Here is a 22,156-nt window from a genome sequence, read left to right as displayed (position 1 = left end):
CCGAGACGGGTCCGCCCCCTCGCCCCGACCGGGGGCGACGGGGCGGACCCGACAAGGAATTCGCGAATCACACGCCCGCGTACGAGTGCAGCCCGTTCACGAAGATGTTGACCCCGTAGTAGTTGAACAGGAAGCACGAGAAGGCCACCAGCGAGACCACCGCCGCCTTCGAGCCCTTCCAGCCGGCCGTGGCGCGCGCGTGCAGGTAGGCCGCGTAGGCCACCCACGTGATGAAGGACCAGACCTCCTTGGGGTCCCAGCCCCAGTAGCGGCCCCACGCGTTCTCCGCCCAGATCGCGCCGCACACGATCGCGAACGTCCACAGCGGGAAGATGATCGCGTTGACCCGGTAGGCGGTCTTGTCCAGCGACGACGCGCTGGGCAGGCGGGCCAGTTGGTCGTCGAAGCGGCCCCGCTTGGTGTCGGCCGGGTCGGCCTGCCGGCGCTCGTAGCGCTGCTTGAACAGGAACAGGATCGAGGCGAGCGCGCCGATGTGGAAGGCGCCGAACGACACGATCGCGGACGCGACGTGGATCCACAGCCAGTACGAGTCCAGCGCCGGGACCAGCTGCTCGGAGTCGGTGTACAGCACCGTCACCGCCACGCCCAGCGTGGTGAGCACCGGCAGCGTGACGAACAGGCCCAGCCAGCGCACCGGATACTTCCACAGCAGCGCCAGGAAGGCGGCGACCACCATCAGGGCGACCGACGTGGAGAACTCGTACATGTTGCCCCACGGCGCCCGCTCCACCGAGATGCCGCGCGTCAGCACGGACCCCGCGTGCAGCAGGAAGGCCAGCACGGTCAGCGAGACCGCGACCCGGCCGATGCGGTCGGCACGTTCGTTGCCGCCCGCCACGTTGCCCTCGTCGGCGGCGCCGGCACCGGCGTCCGCGCCGTCGCGCAGCACCACCACCGGCCGCTCGGCCAGCGCGACCCCGCCGCCCGCAGCCGCGGCGGCGGCCGGTTCGAGCACCTCGACGGTCAGGTCGGCGGAGCGTTTGGCCACCGTCCCGCTGCTGCCGAAGGTCCATTCCATGCAATAGGCGAAGAACGCCATCAGGTAGACGGCGATCGCCGAATACATCAGCACATTGCTGAATTGGGCGAGGTTCTCGTTGACGCCCACGCTCACTCCTTGACCTTGGTGCCGGGAGAGTTCGCCGGCGCGGCCTCGCGCAACGCGTCCACGAACTCCTGTACCTCATCGCCGAGGCCCCCACCCTCGGTGCGGGCGAGCCCGCCGACCTCGACGACCGTGTGACCGTCGGGGCCCTTTGCCGCGCGCACCCACATCCGGCGGCGGCGTACGAACAGTGACAATACGAGACCGACGATCGCGGCGATCGTGCTGATCAGCGCGAGCCCCTTGCCGGGCTCGCTGGCGACCTGGAAGTTGGCCCAGGTCTTGACGCCGTCGAAGGTGATCGTGCCGGCGCCGTTGGGCAGGTCCCTGGTCTCGCCGACCTTGAGTTCCGCGCGCCACACGTCGGCGCCGTTCATGAACTTCGACATCTTGTTGGCCTTGAGCGCGTAGATGTTCTGCGGCACGCCCGAGTCCATGCCCAGGTCGCCCTCGTAGCCGCTGATCAGCAACCGGGGGTTGAGCAGGGAGGGGAAGACCGAGATCGGACCGCGCCTGGGGTCCACGAGCATTTTGCCGTCCTGGTCCATCGGCGCGCTGGGCAGGAACTGCGCGTCGAAGCCGAGCTGCTTGAGGCCGGCGCTGACGTCCGGGACCTTGATCACGCCGGTGGAGGTGCGGTTGCCGTCCTGCGGCAGGAACACGGTCGGGCCCTTGTAGGCGATCTTGCCCTTGGCATCGCGCACGGTCACCTCGGGCGCGTAGCCCGTGGCGATCATGAAGACCTTGGTGTCGCCCACCTCGAGCGGGTGGTTGACCCGGATCGTGCCCGACTTGTCCTTGCCCTCGTGCCCGTACCAGGACTCGATGTGCGCGGTGAACGAGCGCGGCTCGCCGCGCTTGGCGCCGGTCGGCTGGAAGGTCTGGTCGACCGACTTCAACCGGAACCCGAACGGCTCCAGGTTGTCCTCGTCGACCAGCGCGCCGAACTGGCGGTCGTCGTACTGGGTGAGCACGTTGGCGAAGCTGCCGCCCTCGACCACGATCTTGCCGCCCTTGACGCTGTACAGACTGCCCAGGGCGAACGCGACCAGGATGCCGAACAGCGCGATGTGGAAGAGCAGGTTGCCGGTCTCGCGCGCGTAGCCCTTCTCCGCCGCGATCGTGTCGCTGCCCGGGTTGAGCCGAAAGCGCCGCTTCTTCAGCGTGGCGCGCGCCGCGGCCAGCACCGCGTCCGGGTCCGCCGAGGTCTCCCATCGGGCGTACGCGGGCATCCGGGTGAGGTTGCGCGGCGCCTCCGGAGGCTTGGCGCGCAGCGTCTTCGCGTGCGCCCAGCAGCGCGGCACGATGCAACCCAGGAGCGAGACGAACAGCAGGATGTAGATCGAGGCGAACCACCACGACGAGAACACGTCGAAGAGCTGGAACTTGTCCATGATCTTCGCGCGGGTGGGGTGGTCCCGGAAGTATTGGCCGACCTTGATCGGGCTGACCGGCCGCTGCGGGATCAGCGTCGGCGGCGTCGCCGCGATCGACAGCAGGAACAGCAGGATCAGCGCGACGCGCATCGAGGTCAGCTGCCGCCAGAGCCAGCGCAGCCAGCCGACCACGCCCAACTGCGGTTGGCGGATCTCCTCGTCGCCGTCGTCCTGCGCGGGCGCCGTGGACATCCCGGCACCGGCTCGCGCCTCGCTCGCCGCGACCCGCTCGGGGTCGTCCGGCCCGGGGTCGGCCCGGACGACGTCGTCGGGATGGGTCTCGATGCTCATCAGAATCCGATCGTGTATTGCTGGGCCCACGACTGCATCTCGCGCATCATGTGGTCCCACGCCCCGCTGAGCATGAGCACCCCGAGCAGCACGAGCATGCCGCCGCCCAGGCGCATCACCCAGACGTAGTGCTTCTTGACCCACCCGAACGCACCGAGTGCCTTACGGAACGCGACCGCGGTGAGCAGGAACGGAACGCCCAGGCCCAGGCAATACGCGACCGTGAGCAGCGCTCCCCGATTGGCACTCGCCTCACTGGTGGACAGGGTGAGCACGGCCGACAACGTCGGGCCGATGCACGGGGTCCAGCCGAGGCCGAACACCACGCCCAGGAGGGGTGCCCCGACCAGACCTATGGTCGGTCGTTTGTGCACGCGAAACTCGCGCTGGAGCCCGGGCAGTACGCCCATGAACGACAGGCCCAGCACGACGGTGACGCCGCCGAAGACCTTGGTGAGCGTCGACTGGTGCTCGGTCAGGGTCTGACCGAAGTAGCCGAAGGCGGCGCCCATGGAGACGAAGACGGCGGTGAAGCCGAGCACGAACAACAACACGCCGAGGAAGAGCCGACCGCGTCGGGCGTCCTTGAGGTCGGCGCCGGAGACTCCGGTGACGTAGCTGAGGTAGCCCGGCACCAGGGGGAGCACACACGGCGAGAAGAACGAGATCAACCCCGCGAGCAGGGCGATCGGCATCGCCGCGAGCAGCGATCCCGTGTAGACCGTGTTGTTCATCCCCTGGGCGGCGAGAAGCACCTCGATCAGACCTTCTCGTTCAGCACGGGGTCGATCATCGAGCGCAGTTCGTCGATGGTGACCGCACGCAGCACCCGGGCCGCGATCCGACCCTCACGGTCGATGATCAGCGTGCTGGGGATGGCGTTCGGGTTCAGGCTCCCGGTGAACTTCAGGATCTCGCGCGCGTCCGGATCCCACAGGCTCGGGTAGGTGATGCCCTTGCTCGCGGTGAACGCGAGCGCGTTGTCCTGGGTGGCGTCGCGGGTGTTGATGCCGAGGAACTGCACACCCTTGTCGGCGTTCTCGGTGTGCGCCTGCTGGAAGTCGGCGGCCTCGGCCCGACACGGCGGGCACCACGAGCCCCACACGTTCAGGACCACGACCTTGCCCTTGAAGTCGGCGAGGCTGATGTCCTTGCCCTCCAGCGTCTTGCCGGCGACCTTCGGGGCCGACTTGCGCTCGCCCTGCTTCGCCCGAGCGATGCCGCTGCTGTCGTTGTCGACATAACCCTTGCCGTCGCCGCCGCTGCTCTTGCCGCCGGCGCTCATCCCGCTGCATCCGGTGAGGGCGAGCAGGGCCGCGGCGGTGAGCAGTGCGGCACGACGAGGGAGGCGGCGTGTGAGCATGTGAAAAGTTTCGCATGCCCTCACGACCGCTCCACTCGGGGTCCGTCGTGCCGCCGACACCGCTTTAAATCATCCTGATTCGTCCCAAATAAATAGGGGGCTATGCCCCGAAGCTCTTGTTTTGCTTCTTGCCCGCGAGCTTGGCCGGCAGCAGGTCCCGAGCGGGTTCGCTGTAGCCGACGGAGACGATCTTGTCGCCCTCGTAGGTGAACGTGGTGAGCGAGGCGAGCGAGCACTGCCGGTTGCGCGGGTCGTGCCACAGGCGCCGCCGCTCGACGAACGAGCGGGTCACCCAGATCGGCAACTGGTGGCTCACGCACACCGCCTCGTGCCCGCGCGCGGCGTCCCTGGCCGCGCCGAGCGCGCCCATCATCCGCACCACCTGCTCGATGTACGGCTCACCCCACGAGGGCTTGAACGGGTTGGTGAGGTGCTTCCAGTGCCCGGGGTTGCGCAGCGAACCGTCGCCGACCCCGAAGGTCTTGCCCTGGAAGATGTTCTCCGCCTCGATCAGGCGCTCGTCGGTGGCGATCTCCAGGGAGTGCCGGCCGGCGATCGGCGCGGCGGTCTCCTGGGCGCGCTCCAGCGGCGAGGACACCACGTGCGTGATGTCACGCCCGGCCAGGTGGTCGGCCACCCGCTCGGCCATCTTCAGGCCCAGCTCCGACAGGTGGTAGTCGGGCAGGCGGCCGTACAGGATGCCGTGCGGATTGTGCACCTCGCCGTGGCGCATGAGGTGGACGATCGTCACGTCGCGGTTGGTCTGCGGCTTCTGAGCCATCGTCAGTTCTCCTGGGCACTCGCTGCGGCGCGGGCTGCGGCCGGCAGCGCGTCGAGGATACGGTTCACGGCCGCGTCGTCGTGGGCGGCCGAGAGGAACCACGCCTCGAAGGCGCTCGGCGGCAGGTAGACGCCCGCGTCCAGCATCGCGTGGAAGAACGGGCCGAAGCGGAACGACTCCTGGGTGCGCGCCTGGTCGTAGTCGTGCACCGGCGCGTCGGTGAAGAAGACCGAGAACATGTTCCCGGCGGTGGAGACCGTGTGCGCGACGCCCTCCTTGGCCAGCGCCGCCGACACCTCGGTGCGCAGCGCGAGCGAGACCCGGTCCAGGTGCTTGTACACCGCGTCGGTGCAGTGCCGCAGCGTGGTCACGCCGGCGGCGGTGGCCACCGGGTTCCCCGACAGCGTGCCCGCCTGGTACACCGGGCCCAGCGGGGCCAGCTGGGACATCACGTCGGAGCGCCCGCCGAAGGCCGCCGCCGGGAAGCCGCCGCCCATCACCTTGCCGAAGGTGATCAGGTCCGGGACCACACCCTCCAGGCCGAACCAGCCGGCCTTGGACACCCGGAAGCCGGTCATCACCTCGTCGGAGACGAACAGCGCGCCGTGCCGCTCGCACAGCGCCTTGATCCCGGCGTTGAAGCCCGGACGCGGGGTGACCACGCCCATGTTGCCCGGCGCGGCCTCGGTGATCACGCAGGCGATCTCGGCGCCGTGCGCGGCGAAGGCCGACTCGACCGCGGTGAGGTCGTTGTACGGCAGCACGATCGTGTCGGCGGCCGAGGCGCCGGTGACCCCGGGCGTGTCGGGCAGCGCGAAGGTGGCCAGGCCGGAGCCCGCGGCGGCGAGCAGCGCGTCGACGTGACCGTGGTAACACCCGGCGAACTTCACCACCTTGGCCCGGCCGGTGAAGCCGCGCGCCAGCCGGATCGCGGACATGGTCGCCTCGGTGCCGGAGCTGACCAGGCGGACCTGCTCGACCGGGGCGATCCGGGAGACGATCTCCTCGGCGAGTTCGACCTCGCCGGCCCCGGGTGTGCCGAAGGACGTGCCGCGCGCGACCGCCTCACGGACGGCCTCCTGGACGGCGGGGTGCGCGTGGCCCAGGATCATCGGGCCCCACGAGCAGACCAGGTCCACGTACTCGCGGCCGTCCGCGTCGGTCAGGTACGGACCGGTGCCGGAGACCATGAAGCGGGGTGTGCCGCCGACCGCGCGGAAGGCGCGCACCGGCGAGTTGACGCCACCGGGGGTGACGGCCCGGGCGCGTGCGAACAGGGCGGCGGAGGCGGGTGCGGGGTTCTCGTTGGCAGAGCTCACCCGGTCATGCTCTCAAACAAATCCGGACCCGCTTTGCTCCCCGCCGCGGCGCCGGGCGCAGCGGGTCGACGGCGACCGGAGCGGGTGTGCACGGATTCGCGTTGGTTCCCGGGGATCCGGGAAGCGAAACCGGGGGTATGGCGCAGTATGATCGGACCACCCGGACTCGTGCCCACGGGTGAGGCATGTCCGGTGGGGTGCAGCACGACGATCGGGGTGCGCGCGTGGCGGCGAGAACACGTCGGAGTGGGCGGTCCGGGCGACGCGGGCGGATAGCCGGCGGCCTCGTTCCGACACTGGCGACGCTGCTGATGCTGGCCGGGACGGCGGCGTGCGGCGACGACTCCCACGACGCCGGGTCCACGGGCCTGCGCGGTGCGCTGGACGGGGTGCGCGACGACGCGTCGACCCGGGGCTGGTTCGAATACGGCGACACCGCCGCGATCGCCAAGGCCAACGGCGGCACCGCCACGACCGGACCGTACGGCGCGCTGCTCGGCACCGGTTATCCCGATCTGGCCGCGATGGGGCCCCAGGTGGCGCCGGCGCTCGGGTTCGATCCGGCGAAGACGAACGAGGCGTGGTCGGCGGGTCGGCCGCCGCAGCAGGGCGGGGTGATCGCCGGCGGCTTCGACAAGGGCGCGGTGGTCGGCAAGCTGAAGGAACTGGGCGGCAAGCCGGACCCGACCGCGGCGAGCGTGTACCGCCTGCGCGCCGACAACGAGTTGTCCTTCGACGACGCGTTGGCGCGGAAACTGCCGTCGGTGGTCGACCACTTCAACGCGGTGCGGGTCGCCGACCGGCAGATCGGCTACGGCTCGACCCTGCTCGGCGCCGACCTGTCCCGGGGCGGCGCCCGACTCGGCGCCGACCCGACCGCCCGCGCGCTGGCCGAGTGCCTGGACCGGCCGCTGGCCGCGGTGCTCACCGACCGCGCCGGCGGTGGCGAGCAGCCGAGCGGGCCCCGGATCGCGGTGGGTGTGACGGGCAAGGCGGGCGTGCCCGGAACGAACGTGCTGTGCGTGGCCCGCGAGTCGGAACAGGCCGCCCGGGCCGAGGCCGATCGGCTGCGCGGGGTGTTCACCGGCGGCGAGCCGACCGCGCAGGGTGTGCCGTGGAACGCGATGCTCACCGACGTCCGGGCCGAGGTGGTCGGGACGAACGTGGCGAAGATCACCGCGCGTTCGGCGGGTTCGGTGCGAACAGGGGTTTTCGTCAAGGCGTTGAACGACATGTCACTCGCGCGGATCTTCGCGGGCGGGCCGCCTGGCCGGGAGTCCTGACGCATGCCGGCGCGGCACCGGTTCCGAGTGGTGCACACCTGTTACCCAACCGCGGTATGGGAAGCCCGCGCGACCTGCGACGATCTTCAACGAGTCCCCCCGATCCCCCTCGGATCGAAACAAGCGAGCAGACCGAGACAAGCGAGCAGGGAGCGATGGCGTCGGGCGCCACGGGTGTGCGCACGTGTCACGGAACCGGCCATGGTCGGGAGGTGCACACGTGGGCGTGACATATGAGTACTTCGGCGCACCCGATCGCGCGACCGCCGCGCGGGTGCCACCGCTGATCGATCCGACCGACACGGTCGAACGCCCCACCAATTCCTACGTGTCGATCGTGAAGCCGGAGACGGTCAGCGCGATGGTGTTGTCGCTGCTCGGGGACACCCCGCCCGACGCGACGCCACCGCTCGAGCTGGTCGTGCTGCATCCCGCGCACGCGGTGATGCAGTTGCCGCCGATGCTGATGGACGTGCTGCGCAACGCGACCGAGGAGGAGTTGGGCGCGGCGGCCTTCATCTGGTCGACGTTCCCGGATCGTCGGGTGCCGCGCGACGCGTATCTGCTGTACCGGATGTTGCACGACTGGACCAAGTTCGCCCGCGATCTGCACCACGCGGGACACCAGTTGTACTGCCTGATGCATTCCTGAGCGCCCGCCGTCGGGGACGGCGGGCCCGGTTCGACGGGCGGCTCCGACGGGGATACGGCGAGCGGGTTCGATTAACCCACTTGAGTTATCAACCCACGCGGTTTAACGTGCGGCCATGACAGGGACGCACGGCGCTTCGGCGTCCGACCGCGGCGCCGGCGCACGCCTTTTGATGATCGAGGCGGCGGAGCGGCTGTTCGCCGAACGCGGCATCAACGGGGTCTCGCTGCGCGAGATCGGCGCCCAGGCCGGGCAACGCAACACCGCCGCCGCGCGCTACCACTTCGGGTCGAAGGAGGCCCTGGTGGACGCGGTCTTCCGGTATCGGATGGAGCCGGTGAACGCGCGGCGCCTGGCGATGCTGGACGAACTCGACGCCGCCGGACGCGGATACGACGCCCGGGGCCTGGTCGAGGCGTTCCTGTACCCGCTCGCCGACACCCTCGGCGAGGTCGGCAAGCCCAGTTGGTATCTGCGCTTTTGTGTGCACGCGGCCTTCCTGGAAGGCACCGCCATCCGCGATCTCGCCCGCGAGGAGTGGACACGCGGCATCCACACCGTGCGCGAGCGCATGCTCGGCCTGCTCGCCGAGTTGCCCCCGCAACTGCGCGACGACCGCTGGCTGTTGATGTCGTCCTACCTCACCCACGCCCTCGCCGACCGCGAGATGGCGCTGCACCACCCCGGCCGGCACACCCCGACCGCCCGGGAACTGTTCCTGGCGGGTTTGACCGACACCGCCGTCGCGCTCTATCTGGCCCCGGTCTCCGCCCGGACCGCGGCCGCGCTCGACCCATCCGCATAGCGGTCCCGCCACGGGACCTCGCTTCGGCTCAGGAGGTTCGGCCATGACGAGCATCATCGACCAGCCCACGTACGAGGACCCCACCCCCGCCGCGGCCGCCGCGCTCGGCCTGGAAGTGCGGCCGATGGCCGGGCACATCGGCGCCGAGATCTTCGGCGTCGACCTGTCCCGGCCGCTGAGCGCCGAGTCGGTCGCCGAGATCCGGGCGATCTGGCTGAAGTGGAAGGTGGTGTTCTTCCGCGACCAGCACCTGACCCAGGAACAACACAAGGCGTTCGGGCGCGCCTTCGGCGAACTCGCCCCCGGACACCCGACGTTGCCCGCCGCCTTCCCCGAACACCCGGAGATCCTGCTGTTGGACAACCAGCAGCTGGGCATGGGTGGCGGCGGCGGTTTCGTGGAGAGCCGCTGGCACACCGACGTGACGTTCATCCCCGACCCGCCGACCGCGTCGATCCTGCGCGGGGTGATCGTGCCGCCGTACGGCGGCGACACCCAGTGGGCGAACCTGGCCCTGGCCTATGAGCGACTGTCCGACCCGCTCAAGGAGTTGGTCGACGGACTGCACGCGGTGCACCACAACGCGCTGCCGATCAAGCGCGGCGAAATGCAGAGCAAGCTGGGCAGGCAGTTCCTGGGCGACGGGCTGCGCGCGGTGCACCCGGTCGTGCGCGTGCACCCGGAGACCGGCGAGAAGGTGTTGTTCGTCAACCCGAACTTCACCAGCCACATCCGCGAGTTGACCCGCCAGGAGAGCACCCACGTCCTGGAGATGCTCTACGCGCACATCGCCGACGCGGAGTTCAGCGTGCGCTTCCGGTGGCAGCCGGGCAGCATCGCGTTCTGGGACAACCGCGCGACGGTGCACCTCGTACCCACCGACGTGCCGCCGGGCATGCGCCGTTCCATGCAGCGGGTGACCCTCCAGGGCTCGAAGCCGGTCGGCCCCGACGGCGCCGAGTCCTTCGCGTTGGAAGGCTGATCGCCCCCGCGGACCCCGCGACCCCCTTGCGCGAAACATCCCCCGGATCCGGCGCCGCGTCGACCGACCAGGCGCCGGATCCGCACGCTTCGGACCTCGGTGAGGGCTTGTCGCGTCGGCCGATTCGACGCGATGCTGTTCTCCGGGTGGCATTTGTGCACCACCCGTTCTGCGCCCTCGCTGGATGCGAGATCGCTGCCGACAACCTTTGGGGGGCGGCCGATGGGTACACGGGACCCGATGTTCCAGGGACGCAGGCTCCGGGCCCTGCTTCGGCAGACGCGCGAGGCCTGCGGTTACATCCAACGGGACGTTGCGCTGGAGATGGATTGGTCGCTCTCCAAGCTGATCCGGATCGAAACCGGTCAGGTCAACATCTCGACCACCGACCTCAAGGCCCTGCTCCAGCACTACGGCGTGGTGGAGCCGGCCCGAGTCGCCGAGTTCATCGACATGGCCAGGGCGTCGAAGCAGCGCAGTTGGTGGTACGCCTACCGGAACATCCTCACCGCGGAGGCGAAGGTCTTCCTCGGCTACGAGTCCTCGGCCACCGTCATCCGCAACTTCGAACCGATCCTGGTCCCCGGCCTGTTACAGACCGAGGAATACTCGCGCGAGGTGCTCCGGGTGATGACGCCGGCCGGTCCCGCGCTGGACGAGAACGTCGCCCTGCGGATGGACCGGCAGGAGCGGCTGATGCGCCCCGACGGGCCCACACTGCACTTCATCGTCGACGAGAGCGTGATGCATCGCGCGGTCGGCAGCCCGGCGGTCATGCGCAACCAGATCCGCCGCATCCGCAAGTACGCGGAGTGGCCCAACATCACGATCCGGGTGGTGCCGTTCGAGTCCGGGCTGTACCACCGGGCCCGTATCGCCTACCAGCTCATGGAGTTCCCCGACCTCGAGGACGAGGCGGTGCTGTTCATCGAGACCCCCTCCGGCAACATCGTCATCCGCGAGGGCAACCCGGAGGACCCGCCGACCGTTTCCCCGCTCTCCTACCTGGAGACGTTCTGGGGCCTGGAACAACTCGCGTCGCGTGAGCACGCGCCGGTGATGCTGGACGCCGCGCTCGAACGCTTCGCACCGGGCTCGCCCCCGCCACCCACCGGCATCGATCCCCCCGATTAGGAGGGTCTACCGGGCGTTGTGGCAGCAGGCCGGCCGACAGCACGCGCGCAGCCAGGACGCGAGTTGATTACATGCCAAGAGCCACTTGGCTGATTGCACATCCCTGCGCATAATGACAGGTACGTATCCGTTGCTCGATGTCGATGAGCAGCACGGTTTCGCAGCGGCCACTGCGAGGCTTCGAACGAGTTGTCCCGAGGTCAGTTTTTATGACTTATCGGGACAACTCGTTCTTTTTTGCGTGGGACCACGCATAGCAGACTCGACTCACTCTGGCGAAAGCGGACATCCGCATGCACAATCACAGATGAGGGCAACAACGCCGTCCTCCCCGCCCTTGCACGGTACACACCGTCTACATGAAAGGACGCCTGATCGCGGAAAGGAGGTGAACTCGTGCAGGACGACTTCGAGAGGATGCTCCGCGTGATCTTTCTGCTGGTAGCCGTGGCCGCGGTGACAGCGGGAGCGCTTTATTACACGCTCCGAGCCGCCGGACTGCTCACCCTCATCGGGTAACGGATACCAAACCCGTCCTCGGGCCCTGTGCCCATATCAATCGCGGCCTGCCGAACGGCAGGCCGCCTCACGTATCGGCGTGTAAAGTCACCGGGAGCGACCGGATCAGTTCGCCGAACGACCGGTTGCATGGAGAAACGAACCCCAGGACCCGGCCCCGAAAGCCAGCCGCGACACCGGCGCCTTCGAGTCCCTGACCTCGACCTCGTTCCGACGCCTGGCCTCGACACAGTTCACGTCCGCGCTCTTGGTGCTCTTGCGCCATGCGCTTCCCAGCGGCTCGAACTCCGCCATGCTTTTCCTCCGAAAAGAGCCGATGAGAATAGGTGAGCCGGCAGCCGGATGATTCCGTGCAGGGTGATTCCATGCAGGGTGGACACCTCTGCGGGTTGACCGACTTCGAGGGCGCGCGCACAGCTTAGCGCCTGTTGTCGGCCACGGCGTTGCATACACCCTGGGCCGTACGCGTGAAATCCGGCCGGCTCGCCCGAGTGGCGAATAGCCAGGTGTCGGATTGCCGTGTCGCTCACCTGTTCGCAGCATTCGACGACCCGGGTCGCCTATTGCCCGCGGTATTGGCCGACGAAAAGCTTGAATTCGGAACATCAGGGGCCGGATCCGGGCTTTCCCAGTCGTTTCCGGAGGGTGTCGACCAACCGGAGGAACCCATCCGTGGGCGGCGCCTTCACCGGACCGATGGTCGTTTCCTGCACCACCGCCACCACCGGGCCGTTGCGCACGACGCCGAAGTCCGCGTACTGGTCCTCGCCACTGACCAGGCCCTGGATCCGCCAGGCGGAGCCCTCCGCGTTCAGCGCCGTGATCCGCAACGAGCCGTCGGCCATCGCGTTGGGTCGGTTGCTCGCCGGGCAGGGCCCGGCGAGTCCGCCGGTGAAGTCGGCCACCGCCACCACGGCGGTGCGCTCGTCCGGGTAGCGGACCAGCCGCACCAGGCCGCCGCCCTGACCGTCGTGCCGGTACAGCCGTTCCTCGGTCTGCACCGCGCCGAGGCCGGCGATCGTGTCGGAGGCACACGGACCCAGCTCCTCGCCCATCGCCTCGCGGGTCTCCACCACCTGCCAGTTGTCGTAGATCCCGGCCACCGCCGGGAACTCCTGGGCGGTCGGGTAGAAGGTCTCGCTCAACGTCGTGGGCGGGCCGACCGACGTCACCGCCGGGGACGGGGGCACGCTCGGGGTCACGGCCGCCTGTTCCCGGTGCGTCGGCTTCGCGTCGTCACCGCCGAATCCGGTGCTCGCCAGGGTCACCCCACCCGCGACCACCACCAGCGAGGCCGCCGTGGCCAGGACCCGGTTGCGCAGCCGCCGACGGCGCACCACCCGGCGGATCCCCGCGACGGGCGGCAGCGGCACCTGCGGGGCGAGTTCGACCACAAGTTCGCGAAAACGCTCGTCGAGCACGTCGGCGCCGTGCTCGTCGTCCGCGTTCTCAGGGCTGTGCCGCATGTCCGAACTCGCCATCCCCCACTCGACCGGGCATTACCGGCCCGACGGCCGTTCCGCATTCGCCAGGTGTCCAGTTTGACGCATGGGTCGGGAACGATGGTTCCCGGCCGGGGTCAGCCCTTCTTCGTCAGCTGTCCCCTGGAGGTCGAGGTCAGCAGGCTTTCCCCCGGCGACTCGTAGGACATCGTGGTCGGCGTCAACTGTTTGACGAAGACCCGGCCGTCCACACAGCCCTGGTTGTGGGTCAGGTGGCTGGTCAGTTCGACGCCCTTGTCCGCGGACACCGACAGCAGTTCCAGGTCGGCGTCGCAGTCGGCCGAGGCAGCGGTCAGCTTGGTGACGCCAACCTTCGTGTCCCCCACCTTGCCGCCGGTCAGCGTGACGGTGACCTGCGTGACACTGCCGTGTTCCGAGGTCGTGCTGCCGGCCCAGGTGCCGCGGTAGGACTGCGGGAGAGTGTCCGTGGCGGAGCCGGGGGACACCTTGTCGGGGGAGGTCGGGTCCGGGGACGCCTGCCCCGAGGACGACGGTCCCGAGGTGCTCCCGTGTACGGCCGTCGGCTTGTCCTTGTCGTCACCCCCCTGCCACATCAGCGCCGCCGTGGTGCCACCGGCGACCAGCAGCACGGCGACGAGCGCGTACACCCACGGGGCGATCCGGCGCCCGTGCTTCGGCGGCGGCGTGCGGTCCGCCACGTACGTCTCGGGCGCCCCGGGGAACGCGGGCGCACCCGACGTCTGCGGGAGCACGGACCGCGGGGCCGCGGACGGCGGAGGAGGCCCCGGCGGGGCGTACGCCGCTCCGACCGACTCCGCCGCGCCACGCGTCGGCCCGGTCGGCTCCGTCGGCGCCCCCGCCGGCCGGTCGTCCCACGTGGGCGATCCGCTGCCGGTCGCCACGAACTCGCGCGCGTCGTGCGGCCCGTCCTCGTCCAGGTCCAAAAGTTCGACCGCGCGGCGGGACAGCGCGGTGGTCAGGTCCGCCGGCAGCCAGTTCCCCGCGACCAGTTCGCCCGTACCCTCGGGTGCCAGCGCCGCCAGCACCTCGGCCGGACTCGGCCGGGATCCGGCGTGTTTGGTCAGGCACGCCACGACCACCTCGCGCAACCACGCCGGCAGGCCGTCCAGGCGCGGCTCCTGGGCCACGATCCGGTACATCAGCGCCTGGCCGCCCCCCTCGCCGAACGGCCCCGTACCGGTCGCCGCGAACACCAGGACCGAGCCGAGCGAGAACACGTCGCTCGCCGGACCGATGTCGCGCCCGTCGACCTGCTCCGGCGACATGAAGCCCGGCGAGCCGACGGTGTGCCCGGTCCGGGTGAGCACCGAGGCGTCCATCGCGCGCGAGATGCCGAAGTCGATCACGCGCGGCCCGTCCAGGGACAGCAGCACGTTCGACGGTTTGATGTCGCGGTGCACCAGGCCCGCCGCGTGGATCGCGGTCAGCGCCTCGGCCAGGCCCGCGCCCAGCGTGCGCACGGTCTCCTCGGGCAGCGGACCGCGGCCCGACACCGCCTCGTACACGCTGGGTCCGGCCACGTAGCCGGTGACCACCCAGGGCGTGTCCGCCTCGGTGTCCGCGTCCAGGACCGGCGCGGTCCACGCGCCGCCCACTCGCCGTGCGGCGTCCACCTCGCGCCGGAATCGCTCGCGAAATCCCGGGTCGTCCGCCCACTCGGAGCGCACCACCTTGATCGCGACCACCCGACCGCCCGGGTTTCGGCCGAGGTAGACCCGGCCCATCCCGCCCGCCCCCAGCACGCGAAGCACCCGGTATCCGCCGATCCGCCGCGGATCCGCGGGTTCGAGCGGTTTCACGGCGCCCCCCTCGTCGTCCGGCAGTTGGCCCGAGAATACGCGGGTGTCCACTTTGCGCGGGCGGATCACGAGCGGTCCGACCCGGATCCGAGGTGCTTCCCTCGCACCGGGATCCGGACCGGAGCCGGGGCGGAAGGCGGGGCCGAAGGCGGGACGACGGCCGGGCCGGGGGGCGGGCCGCCGCCGGCTCAGTACTCCACGTGCAGTTCGACCAGCCCCCGGATGAACGACGACGGCCCGTGCGCGAGGGTGGCGCCGGGCGCCAACCGCAGGTCCGGCAGGCGGCGCAGCAGCTCCTCGAAGGCCACCCGGATCTCCAGCCTGGCCAGCGAGGACCCGAGGCAGAAGTGCGGTCCGCTCCCGAAGGCGATGTGCGGGTTGGGCGAGCGGAAGGCGTCGAAGCGCTCCGGGTCGGCGAACACCTCGGCGTCCCGGTTGGCCGCCCCGTAGAGCATCATCACCGTCGAGTCGGCCGGGATCACCGTCCCGTGCAGCTCCACGTCACGTGTCGTGTGCCGGGCCATGTTGACCACCGGCGACACCCAGCGCAGCGACTCCTCCACGGCACTCGGGATCAGCGTCGGGTCCTCGCGCAATCGGGACAGTTGCCCGGGGTCGGCGAGCAGTGCGGCGATGCCGCCGGATATCACGTTGCGGGTGGTCTCGTTGCCGCCGACGAGCAGCAGCAGGGACTCGCCGATCAGCTCCTCGAAGGACAACTTCCCGCCGTCGATCTCGGCGTCGACCAGGATCCCGATCAGGTCGTCGGAGGGGGTCTTGCGCCGGTCCTCGATCACCTGCGTCGTGTAGGCGACGTATTCGGTGAACGCCTCGCCGGCCTTGTGGCTGAGTTCGCCGCCGTCGGAGAGCATCACCATCACGTCGGCCCAGTGCTGGAGTTGGTCGCGGTGTTCGGCGCCGACCCCGAGCAGTTCGCCGATCAGCGTCATCGGCAGCGGCGCGGAGAAGGCGCGGACCAGCTCCGCGCTGCGCCCGCCGGCGAGCATCGCGTCGATCAGCGAGGTCACGATGTCCCGGACGTGGTCCTCCATCGCGGCGATCTGCCGGGGCGTGAAGCCCTTCGAGACCAGCTTGCGGCGGCGGTAGTGCAGCGGATCGTCGGAGTCGATCATCGACGGTTGCGGATAGCCGAGCGGGCGCGAGCCCTTGGCCGAGGAGAACAGTTCCGGGTTGCGCTCGGCCCAGGACAGGTCGGCGTGCCGGGTCAGTCCCCAGACGCCGGCGCGCTCGCTGTAGTACACCGGCGCGTGCTCACGCAGCCAGGCGTAGTCGGCGTACGGGTCACCGGCGTACCAGTCCCGATCGAGCAGATGGATGTCGCGGATCGCGGGAGTCGTCACGGCATGCCTCCGGGGTGATCACGTGTCGAGCGGTACGAACAGGCGGACGGCGGTGCGCATCAGGTCCTGGACCTCGTCGAGTGCGCGACCGCGGGCGGTGAGGCTGACCAGGCCGGAGAGCAGGACGTGGCCGAGCACCGTCTCGATGTCGTGCCGTCGGGCCGCCGCGGCGCCGTCCGCGTCCTCGCCGGGCTCGCCGAAGGCGAGGCCGGTGATCCGGTGGATGCTCTGGTGGAAGTTCTCCTGGGACTGTCCGGCCGACGGGTCCGGCGCGGTCGCGGCCTGCACCACCGCCTCGGTCAGCAGGCGGTTCTCCGCGCTCACCTCGACGATCCGGCACAGCAGCGCGGCCAGTCGCCCGGCCGGGTCGGCGGGCAGCGGTCGACGGGCGAGTTCGTCGGACAACTCGCCGATCCACAGCGCCGAGACCTCGCTGAGCAGGTGGTTCTTCGAGGTGAAGTAGCGGTACACGGTGGCCCGGGCCACGCCCGCGCGGTCGGCGACATCGTGCATGGTGACGGCGGCGTAGCCCCCTTCCAGGGCGAGATCGCACGCGGCGCGCACCAGCCGCTCGCGCCGCGCCTGCTGGTCGCGGGTGAGCGATCTGGTGAGGGTGATCGTCGATTCGGTACGGGGTTCGGCCACCGGTGAGCCTGTCCTGTGGGGGTCGTGCACGCGGGTCGGGCGGGATGTTCGCGGGCGGTCGGATCGGGCGCCGACTCGTTCCGCGGCGATCTTGCCCACGGATGAGACGGAAGTCTAGTCTGACGTCTCGTCAGATCTTCTGAGAACGTGTTCCAGTAATTTCCGGGCCGTTTCCCGGACCCGCTTCCGCACCCGATCGACGCCGGAGCCGCCGTGACCGCCACCGCAGGACCGCTCGCGGGAATCCGCGTCGTGGAGTTCGTCGGCCTCGGGCCGGGCCCGTTCTGCGGCATGTTGCTCGCCGATCTCGGCGCCGACGTGTTGCGGATCGACCGCGCCGCCGAGGCCCGCAAGGGCTACGCCAAGCCGCCGCGCAACCCGATGAACCGGGGCAAACACTCGATCGCGCTCGACCTCAAGCACCCGGACGGCGTCGCCTTGGCGCTGCGCTTGTGCGCGGACGCCGACGCGCTGATCGAGCCGTTTCGGCCGGGCGTGATGGAGCGCCTGGGCTTGGGCCCGGACGTGGTCGCCGCGCACAATCCGCGGCTGGTGTACGGCCGGCTCACCGGCTGGGGGCAGACCGGTCCGCTCGCGGCCGCCGCCGGGCACGACATCGACTACATCGCGCTGGCCGGGATGCTGGAGCCGATCGGCCGGGCCGGGCAACCGCCGAGCATTCCGCTCAACCTGGTCGGCGACTTCGGCGGCGGCGGTCTGCTGCTCGCGTTCGGCCTGGTCGCCGCGCTCCTCGAGGCCGGCCGTTCGGGGCTGGGGCAGGTGGTGGACGCGGCGATGATCGACGGCGCCGCGGCCCTCGGCGCGACCTGGTTCACCATGGGCGCCGCCGGCATGCTCGGCCCGCGCGGCACCAACATGCTCGACGGCGGCGCGCCGTTCTACGACGTGTACGCGACCGAGGACGGCGCCTATGTCGCGGTCGGCGCGATCGAGCCGAGGTTTTGGGCCGAGTTGATCCACCGGCTCGGGCTGGCCGAGGATCCGGTGTTCACCGACCTCGCCCGGCAACACGACCCGGCGCACTGGCCCGCGATGAAGGCCCGGCTCGCCGAGGTGTTCGCGACCCGCACCCGGGACGCGTGGTGCGCGCTCCTGGAGGGGACCGAGACCTGCTTCGCGCCCGTGCTCTCGCCCGGCGAGGCGCCGGCCCACCCGCACCACGTGGCCCGCGGCACGTTCCTGCACGCCGACGGTCTGCCCGAACCGGCTCCCGCGCCGAGGTTCTCCCGCACCGTCGCCGCCGTACCCTCCCGCCCGGTGCACCCGGGCCCGGCCGCCGCCGGCGGCGACACCGATGCCGCGCTCGCCGCGTGGGGCCTGTCCCCGGCCGAGGTCGAGCACTTCCGGGATGCCGGCGCGGTCGTCTGACGCCGCATCACCACCCAGTACAGGTAAGGGATTCCATGGAACTACACGAGGCGCTGTACAGCACTCGCGCGATGCGCCGGGTGGCCCCGGACGCGATCCCGGCAACGGTCCAGGCCCGGATCCTGGACGCGGCCGTGCGCGCGCCCAGCGGCGGCAACGCCCAGGCCTGGCGCTTCCTGCTTGTGGACGACCCGGGCGTCAAGGGCCGGCTCGGGCCGCTGTACCGGGAGGCGATGGACGCGCTGTGGACGACCGTGTACGCGTCGCGCGTGGCCGCCGCCGAGGCGGATCCGGACAGCGCGGAGAGCCGGTCGTTCGTCCGGATGCGCCGCTCCTCGCAGTGGCTCGCGGACAACTTCGAGCAGGTTCCGCTGTTCCTGTTCGGCTTCGCCCGGCACGACCCCACCGGCGGCTCGATCTTCCCGGCGGTATGGAGCGCGATGCTGGCCGCGCGCGCCGAAGGGGTGGGCGGCGCGCTGACCGCGGTGCTCGGGATCGCGCACCGCGACGCGGTGGCGGACGTCCTGGGGGTGCCGGCCGGTGAGGGCTGGCACATGGCGTGCTGCGTGTCGTTCGGCTACCCGACGGGCACGTGGGGCATCGCACCGCGAACCCCGGCGCACGAGGTGGCCTACCGCAACACCTGGGGCGAGCCGGTCGGCTTCGAGGTGCCGGCACCGCTGTGGCCCGCGGCGGGCGCGGCGTACACCCCCACCGCCGTGGAAGGAGCCGGCCGATGAGCGCGGAGAACGTGGCGAGCGCCGAGAGCGCGGCGGGCGCGGCGGGCGGGGTGACACGTGCCGAGCCGCCGCTGCGGGGTTCGGTGGCGCTGGTGACCGGCGGGGGCAGCGGGATCGGGCTCGGCTGCGCGTTGCGGTTCGCCGCCGACGGGGCGCATGTGCTGATCGCCGGCCGCAGCGAGGACCGGCTGCGCGGCGCGGTGGCCGAACTGGAGAAGGTGGCCGCGGCCGGCGTGCGCGTCGGGTACGCGGTGACCGATGTGACCGACGAGGCGCAGGTCGAGGCCGCGGTCGCGGCGGCGGCCGAACTCGGCCCGGTACGCGCGGTGTTGGCCTCCGCCGGGGGCAACTCGACGATGGGCCCGCTGACCCGGATCGACACCGCCAAGTGGCGCGAGACGGTCGAGTTGAACCTGACCGGCACGATGCTCGTGCTCAAGCACACGGCCCGGCTGATGGCGGCGGGCGGCGGCGGCTCGTTCGTGGCCATCTCCTCGATCGCCTCCGCCGTCACGCACCGCTGGTTCGGCGCGTACGGGGTGAGCAAGGCCGGCATCGACCACCTGGTCCGACTCGCCGCCGACGAACTCGGCGCGAGCGGCGTGCGGGTGAACGGCATCCTGCCCGGCCTGGTGGCCACCGACATGGTCGGCGCGGTCACCGCCGGCGGCCCGGTGCTGGAGGACTACCTGGCCTGCACCCCGCTGGAGCGGGTCGGCCGCGTCGAGGACATCGCCGCGCTCGCGGCGTTCCTGGTGGGCCCCGAGTCGACCTGGATCACCGGCCAGAACATCAACGTGGACGGCGGCCACCACCTGCGCCGCGGGCCCGACTTCCGGGCCTTCCTGGAGCCGGTCTTCGGCGCGGACGGCCTGCGCGGCATCGTCGCGGAAGGGAACTGACAATGACCCAGCGGGTGTTCAACCTGGCCGACCTCTTCGAGGTGGTGGTCGACGCGTGTCCGGACCGGCTCGCGCTGGTCGCGGGCGAGGTACGGCTGACCTATCGCGAACTGGACGAGCGGGCCAACCGGGCCGCCCACGCCTTCGCCTCGGCGGGTCTGCCGGTGGGCGCGCACATCGGCATCTACTCGCGCAACCGCGCCGAGTGGATGGAGGCGATGATCGGCGCGTTCAAGGCGCGGATGGTGCCGATCAACATCAACTTCCGCTACGTGGAAGAGGAACTGCGCTACATCGTGGACAACGCCGACTTGGCGGCCCTGGTCGTCGAGCGCGGCTATCTGCCCAAGGTCGCCGCGGTGCGGGCCGACGCGCCCGCGCTCGGGCCGGTGTTCGTGCTGGCCGACGAGAACCACGACACGCTCGACGCCACGATCGACTACGAGGCGGCGCTCGCGGCCGAGAGCGCCGATCGCGACTTCGGGCCGCGCTCCCCCGACGACCGCTACATGGTCTACACCGGCGGCACCACCGGCTTCCCCAAGGGCGTCGAATGGCGCGCGCACGACATCTTCTGCTCGGCGATGGGCGGCGGGAACTTCGGCGGCGAGCCGATCGCCGACCCCGAACTGCTCGCCGAGAAGGCCGAGGGCGCGCCGCTGGTGCAGATGCTGACCACGCCGCTGATGCACGGCAACGGCCAGTGGATCACCTGGATCACCCTTTTCGGCGCGGGCACCGCGGTGTTGTGGACCGGTCCGCGCTACGACCCGGCCGCGATCCTGCGCACCGTCGCCCGCGAGGGCTGTGTGACGATGATGCTGGTCGGTGACGCGATGGCCCGCCCGATCGCGGACGAGTTGGAGAGCGGCGCGTACGCCGTCGACACGCTCAAGGTGATCGGCTCCGGCGGCGCCCTGCTCTCCCCCACGGTCAAGGCCCAACTCACCCGGCTGATCCCCGGCCTGTACATCGCCGACAGCTTCGGCGCCTCGGAGTTCGGCGCGGGCAGCTCGCAGACCGCCGGCGGCCGGTTCCCGATGAAGCCGAAGACCGCGATCCTGGGCGAGGACCTGCGCCCGGTGGGGGTGGGCGAGACCGGACGGATGGCCCGCACCGGCCACATCCCGCTCGGCTACTACAAGGACCCGGTCAAGACCGCCGACACCTTCCACATCGACCCGGACGGCGTGCGCTGGGTGATCCCCGGCGACTACGCCCGCGTCGAGGACGACGGCGACGTAACCCTGCTCGGCCGCGGCTCGGTCTGCATCAACACCGGCGGCGAAAAGGTCTTCCCCGAAGAGGTCGAGGGCATCCTCAAGGCCCACCCGGCAATCTACGACGCGGTAGTGGTCGGCCTCCCCGACCCGAGATTCGGCGAACGAGTCACAGCGGTGGTCTCCCTACGCCCGGCCCACACGATAACCCTGCCGGAACTCACCAATCACACCCAAACCCACCTGGCAGGATACAAAACCCCACGAAGCCTGGTAATAGTCCCAGAAATCCCCCGCACCCCAGCCGGCAAACCCGACTACCGCTGGGCCAAATCAACAGCCCAAACCCCAACCACCCCCTAACCCCACCCCCTGAGAACAACCAGCCCACAGCCCGCGCCACAACCAGCCCAACCCAACCCAAACCCAGCCCGTCCGGCGCCTGAGGACAAGCAGGCCGCAGGCCGGCCCGCAGACACCAGGCACCGGACACCGGGCACCGGGCACAACCAGCCCAACCCAACCCAAACCCAGCCCGTCCGGCGCTTGAGGACAAGCAGGCCGCAGGCCGGCCCGAAGACACCAGGCACCGGGCACCGGGCACCGAGTGACCCATCACCAAGCACAACCAGCCCAACCCAACCCAAACCCAGCCCGTCCGGCGCTTGAGGACAAGCAGGCCGCAGGCCGGCCCGCAGACACCAGGCGCCACGCCACACGTACGACCGACCCAACCCAAATCCAGCCCATCCGGCGCTTGAGGACAGGCAGGCCAGGCTCGGAGACACCAAGGCGCCACGCAACCCGCACCCCCCCCCCCCCCCCCCCCGCCCGCGCATTTGGGCAAACCCGCCCCCCCACACCCCCCCCCAAACCCCCCCCGCGGTTAGCGGATACTGTGGCGCAGACCCGCCCCCCCCCACCA

The 22,156-nt window shown here is 70.5% G+C and carries 20 protein-coding genes; 9 read left to right on the top strand and 11 right to left on the bottom strand.

Annotation, left to right across the window (positions count from 1 at the left end):
- Positions 1-67 precede the first annotated feature (67 nt).
- The 6 genes from ccsB to hemL all read right to left on the bottom strand — a co-directional run bounded on the left by ccsB (position 68) and on the right by hemL (position 6,316).
- Positions 68-1,087, bottom strand: a complete 1,020-nt coding sequence (gene ccsB, locus ACFRCG_RS45590; protein WP_380042571.1) for a c-type cytochrome biogenesis protein CcsB — start codon at positions 1,085-1,087, stop codon at positions 68-70.
- Positions 1,088-1,131: 44 nt separating this feature from the next.
- The gene (locus tag ACFRCG_RS45585) at positions 1,132-2,853 is read right to left on the bottom strand and encodes a cytochrome c biogenesis protein ResB (RefSeq protein WP_380042570.1); all 1,722 of its coding nucleotides are present in this window, start codon (positions 2,851-2,853) and stop codon (positions 1,132-1,134) included.
- Positions 2,853-3,587, bottom strand: a complete 735-nt coding sequence (locus ACFRCG_RS45580; RefSeq protein ID WP_380000016.1) for a cytochrome c biogenesis CcdA family protein — start codon at positions 3,585-3,587, stop codon at positions 2,853-2,855. The genes ACFRCG_RS45585 and ACFRCG_RS45580 overlap by 1 nt, the downstream gene beginning before the upstream one ends.
- Before the next feature lie 26 nt (positions 3,588-3,613).
- Positions 3,614-4,216 (bottom strand): TlpA family protein disulfide reductase, encoded by a 603-nt coding sequence (locus ACFRCG_RS45575; RefSeq protein ID WP_380042569.1) that lies wholly within the window; start codon positions 4,214-4,216, stop codon positions 3,614-3,616.
- Between the two features lie 100 nt (positions 4,217-4,316).
- The gene (locus tag ACFRCG_RS45570) at positions 4,317-4,997 is read right to left on the bottom strand and encodes a histidine phosphatase family protein (protein ID WP_380042568.1); all 681 of its coding nucleotides are present in this window, start codon (positions 4,995-4,997) and stop codon (positions 4,317-4,319) included.
- A 2-nt stretch (positions 4,998-4,999) separates the two neighbouring features.
- Positions 5,000-6,316, bottom strand: coding sequence for a glutamate-1-semialdehyde 2,1-aminomutase (gene hemL, locus ACFRCG_RS45565; RefSeq protein ID WP_380042567.1), 1,317 nt, complete (start codon positions 6,314-6,316; stop codon positions 5,000-5,002).
- A gap of 224 nt (positions 6,317-6,540) precedes the next feature.
- Here hemL and ACFRCG_RS45560 point away from each other — a divergent pair, with 224 nt between their 5' ends.
- The 5 genes from ACFRCG_RS45560 (at position 6,541) to ACFRCG_RS45540 (ending at position 11,172) form a co-directional block, all read left to right on the top strand.
- Positions 6,541-7,599, top strand: coding sequence for a hypothetical protein (locus tag ACFRCG_RS45560; RefSeq protein ID WP_380042566.1), 1,059 nt, complete (start codon positions 6,541-6,543; stop codon positions 7,597-7,599).
- Between the two features lie 220 nt (positions 7,600-7,819).
- The gene (locus ACFRCG_RS45555) at positions 7,820-8,251 is read left to right on the top strand and encodes a hypothetical protein (protein ID WP_126640807.1); all 432 of its coding nucleotides are present in this window, start codon (positions 7,820-7,822) and stop codon (positions 8,249-8,251) included.
- Between the two features lie 115 nt (positions 8,252-8,366).
- Positions 8,367-9,056 carry a TetR family transcriptional regulator gene (locus tag ACFRCG_RS45550; RefSeq protein ID WP_380042565.1) on the top strand — a complete coding sequence of 230 codons (690 nt, stop codon included), beginning with the start codon at positions 8,367-8,369 and terminating at the stop codon, positions 9,054-9,056.
- 43 nt (positions 9,057-9,099) lie between these two features.
- A complete protein-coding gene (locus tag ACFRCG_RS45545) occupies positions 9,100-10,038 on the top strand; it encodes a TauD/TfdA dioxygenase family protein (protein ID WP_380042564.1) in 939 nt (312 codons plus the stop codon).
- A 222-nt stretch (positions 10,039-10,260) separates the two neighbouring features.
- Positions 10,261-11,172, top strand: a complete 912-nt coding sequence (locus ACFRCG_RS45540) for a helix-turn-helix domain-containing protein (RefSeq protein WP_380042563.1) — start codon at positions 10,261-10,263, stop codon at positions 11,170-11,172.
- A 624-nt stretch (positions 11,173-11,796) separates the two neighbouring features.
- Here the strand turns inward: ACFRCG_RS45540 and ACFRCG_RS45535 are convergent.
- From ACFRCG_RS45535 to ACFRCG_RS45515, 5 genes are all read right to left on the bottom strand, one after another.
- Complete coding sequence (locus ACFRCG_RS45535) at positions 11,797-11,985, bottom strand: DUF397 domain-containing protein (protein WP_380042562.1); 189 nt, start codon at positions 11,983-11,985, stop codon at positions 11,797-11,799.
- Positions 11,986-12,296: 311 nt separating this feature from the next.
- Positions 12,297-13,157 (bottom strand): hypothetical protein, encoded by an 861-nt coding sequence (locus tag ACFRCG_RS45530; RefSeq protein ID WP_380042561.1) that lies wholly within the window; start codon positions 13,155-13,157, stop codon positions 12,297-12,299.
- A gap of 113 nt (positions 13,158-13,270) precedes the next feature.
- Entirely contained in the window at positions 13,271-14,974 is a 1,704-nt protein-coding gene (locus tag ACFRCG_RS45525) for a serine/threonine protein kinase (RefSeq protein WP_380042560.1), read from the bottom strand.
- A 188-nt stretch (positions 14,975-15,162) separates the two neighbouring features.
- Positions 15,163-16,335, bottom strand: coding sequence for a cytochrome P450 (locus ACFRCG_RS45520; protein ID WP_380042559.1), 1,173 nt, complete (start codon positions 16,333-16,335; stop codon positions 15,163-15,165).
- Between the two features lie 18 nt (positions 16,336-16,353).
- On the bottom strand, positions 16,354-16,980 hold the full coding sequence (locus ACFRCG_RS45515; protein ID WP_380042558.1) for a TetR/AcrR family transcriptional regulator: 627 nt from the start codon (positions 16,978-16,980) through the stop codon (positions 16,354-16,356).
- Positions 16,981-17,193: 213 nt separating this feature from the next.
- On the opposite strand from ACFRCG_RS45515, the gene ACFRCG_RS45510 reads away from it, so the two are divergent.
- Genes ACFRCG_RS45510 through ACFRCG_RS45495 form a run of 4 tightly spaced genes read left to right on the top strand, consistent with a single transcriptional unit; the run spans position 17,194 to position 21,594 of the window.
- The gene (locus ACFRCG_RS45510) at positions 17,194-18,369 is read left to right on the top strand and encodes a CaiB/BaiF CoA transferase family protein (RefSeq protein ID WP_380042557.1); all 1,176 of its coding nucleotides are present in this window, start codon (positions 17,194-17,196) and stop codon (positions 18,367-18,369) included.
- 35 nt (positions 18,370-18,404) lie between these two features.
- Positions 18,405-19,109 carry a nitroreductase family protein gene (locus ACFRCG_RS45505; protein ID WP_380042556.1) on the top strand — a complete coding sequence of 235 codons (705 nt, stop codon included), beginning with the start codon at positions 18,405-18,407 and terminating at the stop codon, positions 19,107-19,109.
- Positions 19,106-20,011: an SDR family oxidoreductase gene (locus ACFRCG_RS45500; protein ID WP_380042555.1), complete on the top strand. Its 906-nt coding sequence runs from the start codon at positions 19,106-19,108 to the stop codon at positions 20,009-20,011. Before ACFRCG_RS45505 ends, ACFRCG_RS45500 begins: the two co-directional genes overlap by 4 nt.
- A 2-nt stretch (positions 20,012-20,013) precedes the next feature.
- Complete coding sequence (locus ACFRCG_RS45495; protein ID WP_380042554.1) at positions 20,014-21,594, top strand: acyl-CoA synthetase; 1,581 nt, start codon at positions 20,014-20,016, stop codon at positions 21,592-21,594.
- The last annotated feature ends 562 nt before the right edge of the window (positions 21,595-22,156 follow it).

Origin of the sequence: Embleya sp. NPDC056575, assembly GCF_042793325.1 — a bacterium.
GTDB lineage: Bacteria > Actinomycetota > Actinomycetes > Streptomycetales > Streptomycetaceae > Embleya.
This window is presented reverse-complemented; position numbering and strand designations above follow the sequence as displayed.

Bases quoted from the DNA above. Each gene is read 5' to 3' on its own strand.
- ccsB (WP_380042571.1), bottom strand. From the start codon at position 1,087: ATGTATTCGGCGATCGCCGTCTACCTGATGGCGTTCTTCGCCTATTGC.
- ACFRCG_RS45585 (WP_380042570.1), bottom strand. From the start codon at position 2,853: ATGAGCATCGAGACCCATCCCGACGACGTCGTCCGGGCCGACCCCGGG.
- ACFRCG_RS45580 (WP_380000016.1), bottom strand. From the start codon at position 3,587: ATGAACAACACGGTCTACACGGGATCGCTGCTCGCGGCGATGCCGATC.
- ACFRCG_RS45575 (WP_380042569.1), bottom strand. From the start codon at position 4,216: ATGCTCACACGCCGCCTCCCTCGTCGTGCCGCACTGCTCACCGCCGCG.
- ACFRCG_RS45570 (WP_380042568.1), bottom strand. From the start codon at position 4,997: ATGGCTCAGAAGCCGCAGACCAACCGCGACGTGACGATCGTCCACCTC.
- ACFRCG_RS45550 (WP_380042565.1), top strand. From the start codon at position 8,367: ATGACAGGGACGCACGGCGCTTCGGCGTCCGACCGCGGCGCCGGCGCA.
- ACFRCG_RS45545 (WP_380042564.1), top strand. From the start codon at position 9,100: ATGACGAGCATCATCGACCAGCCCACGTACGAGGACCCCACCCCCGCC.
- ACFRCG_RS45540 (WP_380042563.1), top strand. From the start codon at position 10,261: ATGGGTACACGGGACCCGATGTTCCAGGGACGCAGGCTCCGGGCCCTG.
- ACFRCG_RS45535 (WP_380042562.1), bottom strand. From the start codon at position 11,985: ATGGCGGAGTTCGAGCCGCTGGGAAGCGCATGGCGCAAGAGCACCAAG.
- ACFRCG_RS45530 (WP_380042561.1), bottom strand. From the start codon at position 13,157: ATGCGGCACAGCCCTGAGAACGCGGACGACGAGCACGGCGCCGACGTG.
- ACFRCG_RS45505 (WP_380042556.1), top strand. From the start codon at position 18,405: ATGGAACTACACGAGGCGCTGTACAGCACTCGCGCGATGCGCCGGGTG.
- ACFRCG_RS45500 (WP_380042555.1), top strand. From the start codon at position 19,106: ATGAGCGCGGAGAACGTGGCGAGCGCCGAGAGCGCGGCGGGCGCGGCG.
- ACFRCG_RS45495 (WP_380042554.1), top strand. From the start codon at position 20,014: ATGACCCAGCGGGTGTTCAACCTGGCCGACCTCTTCGAGGTGGTGGTC.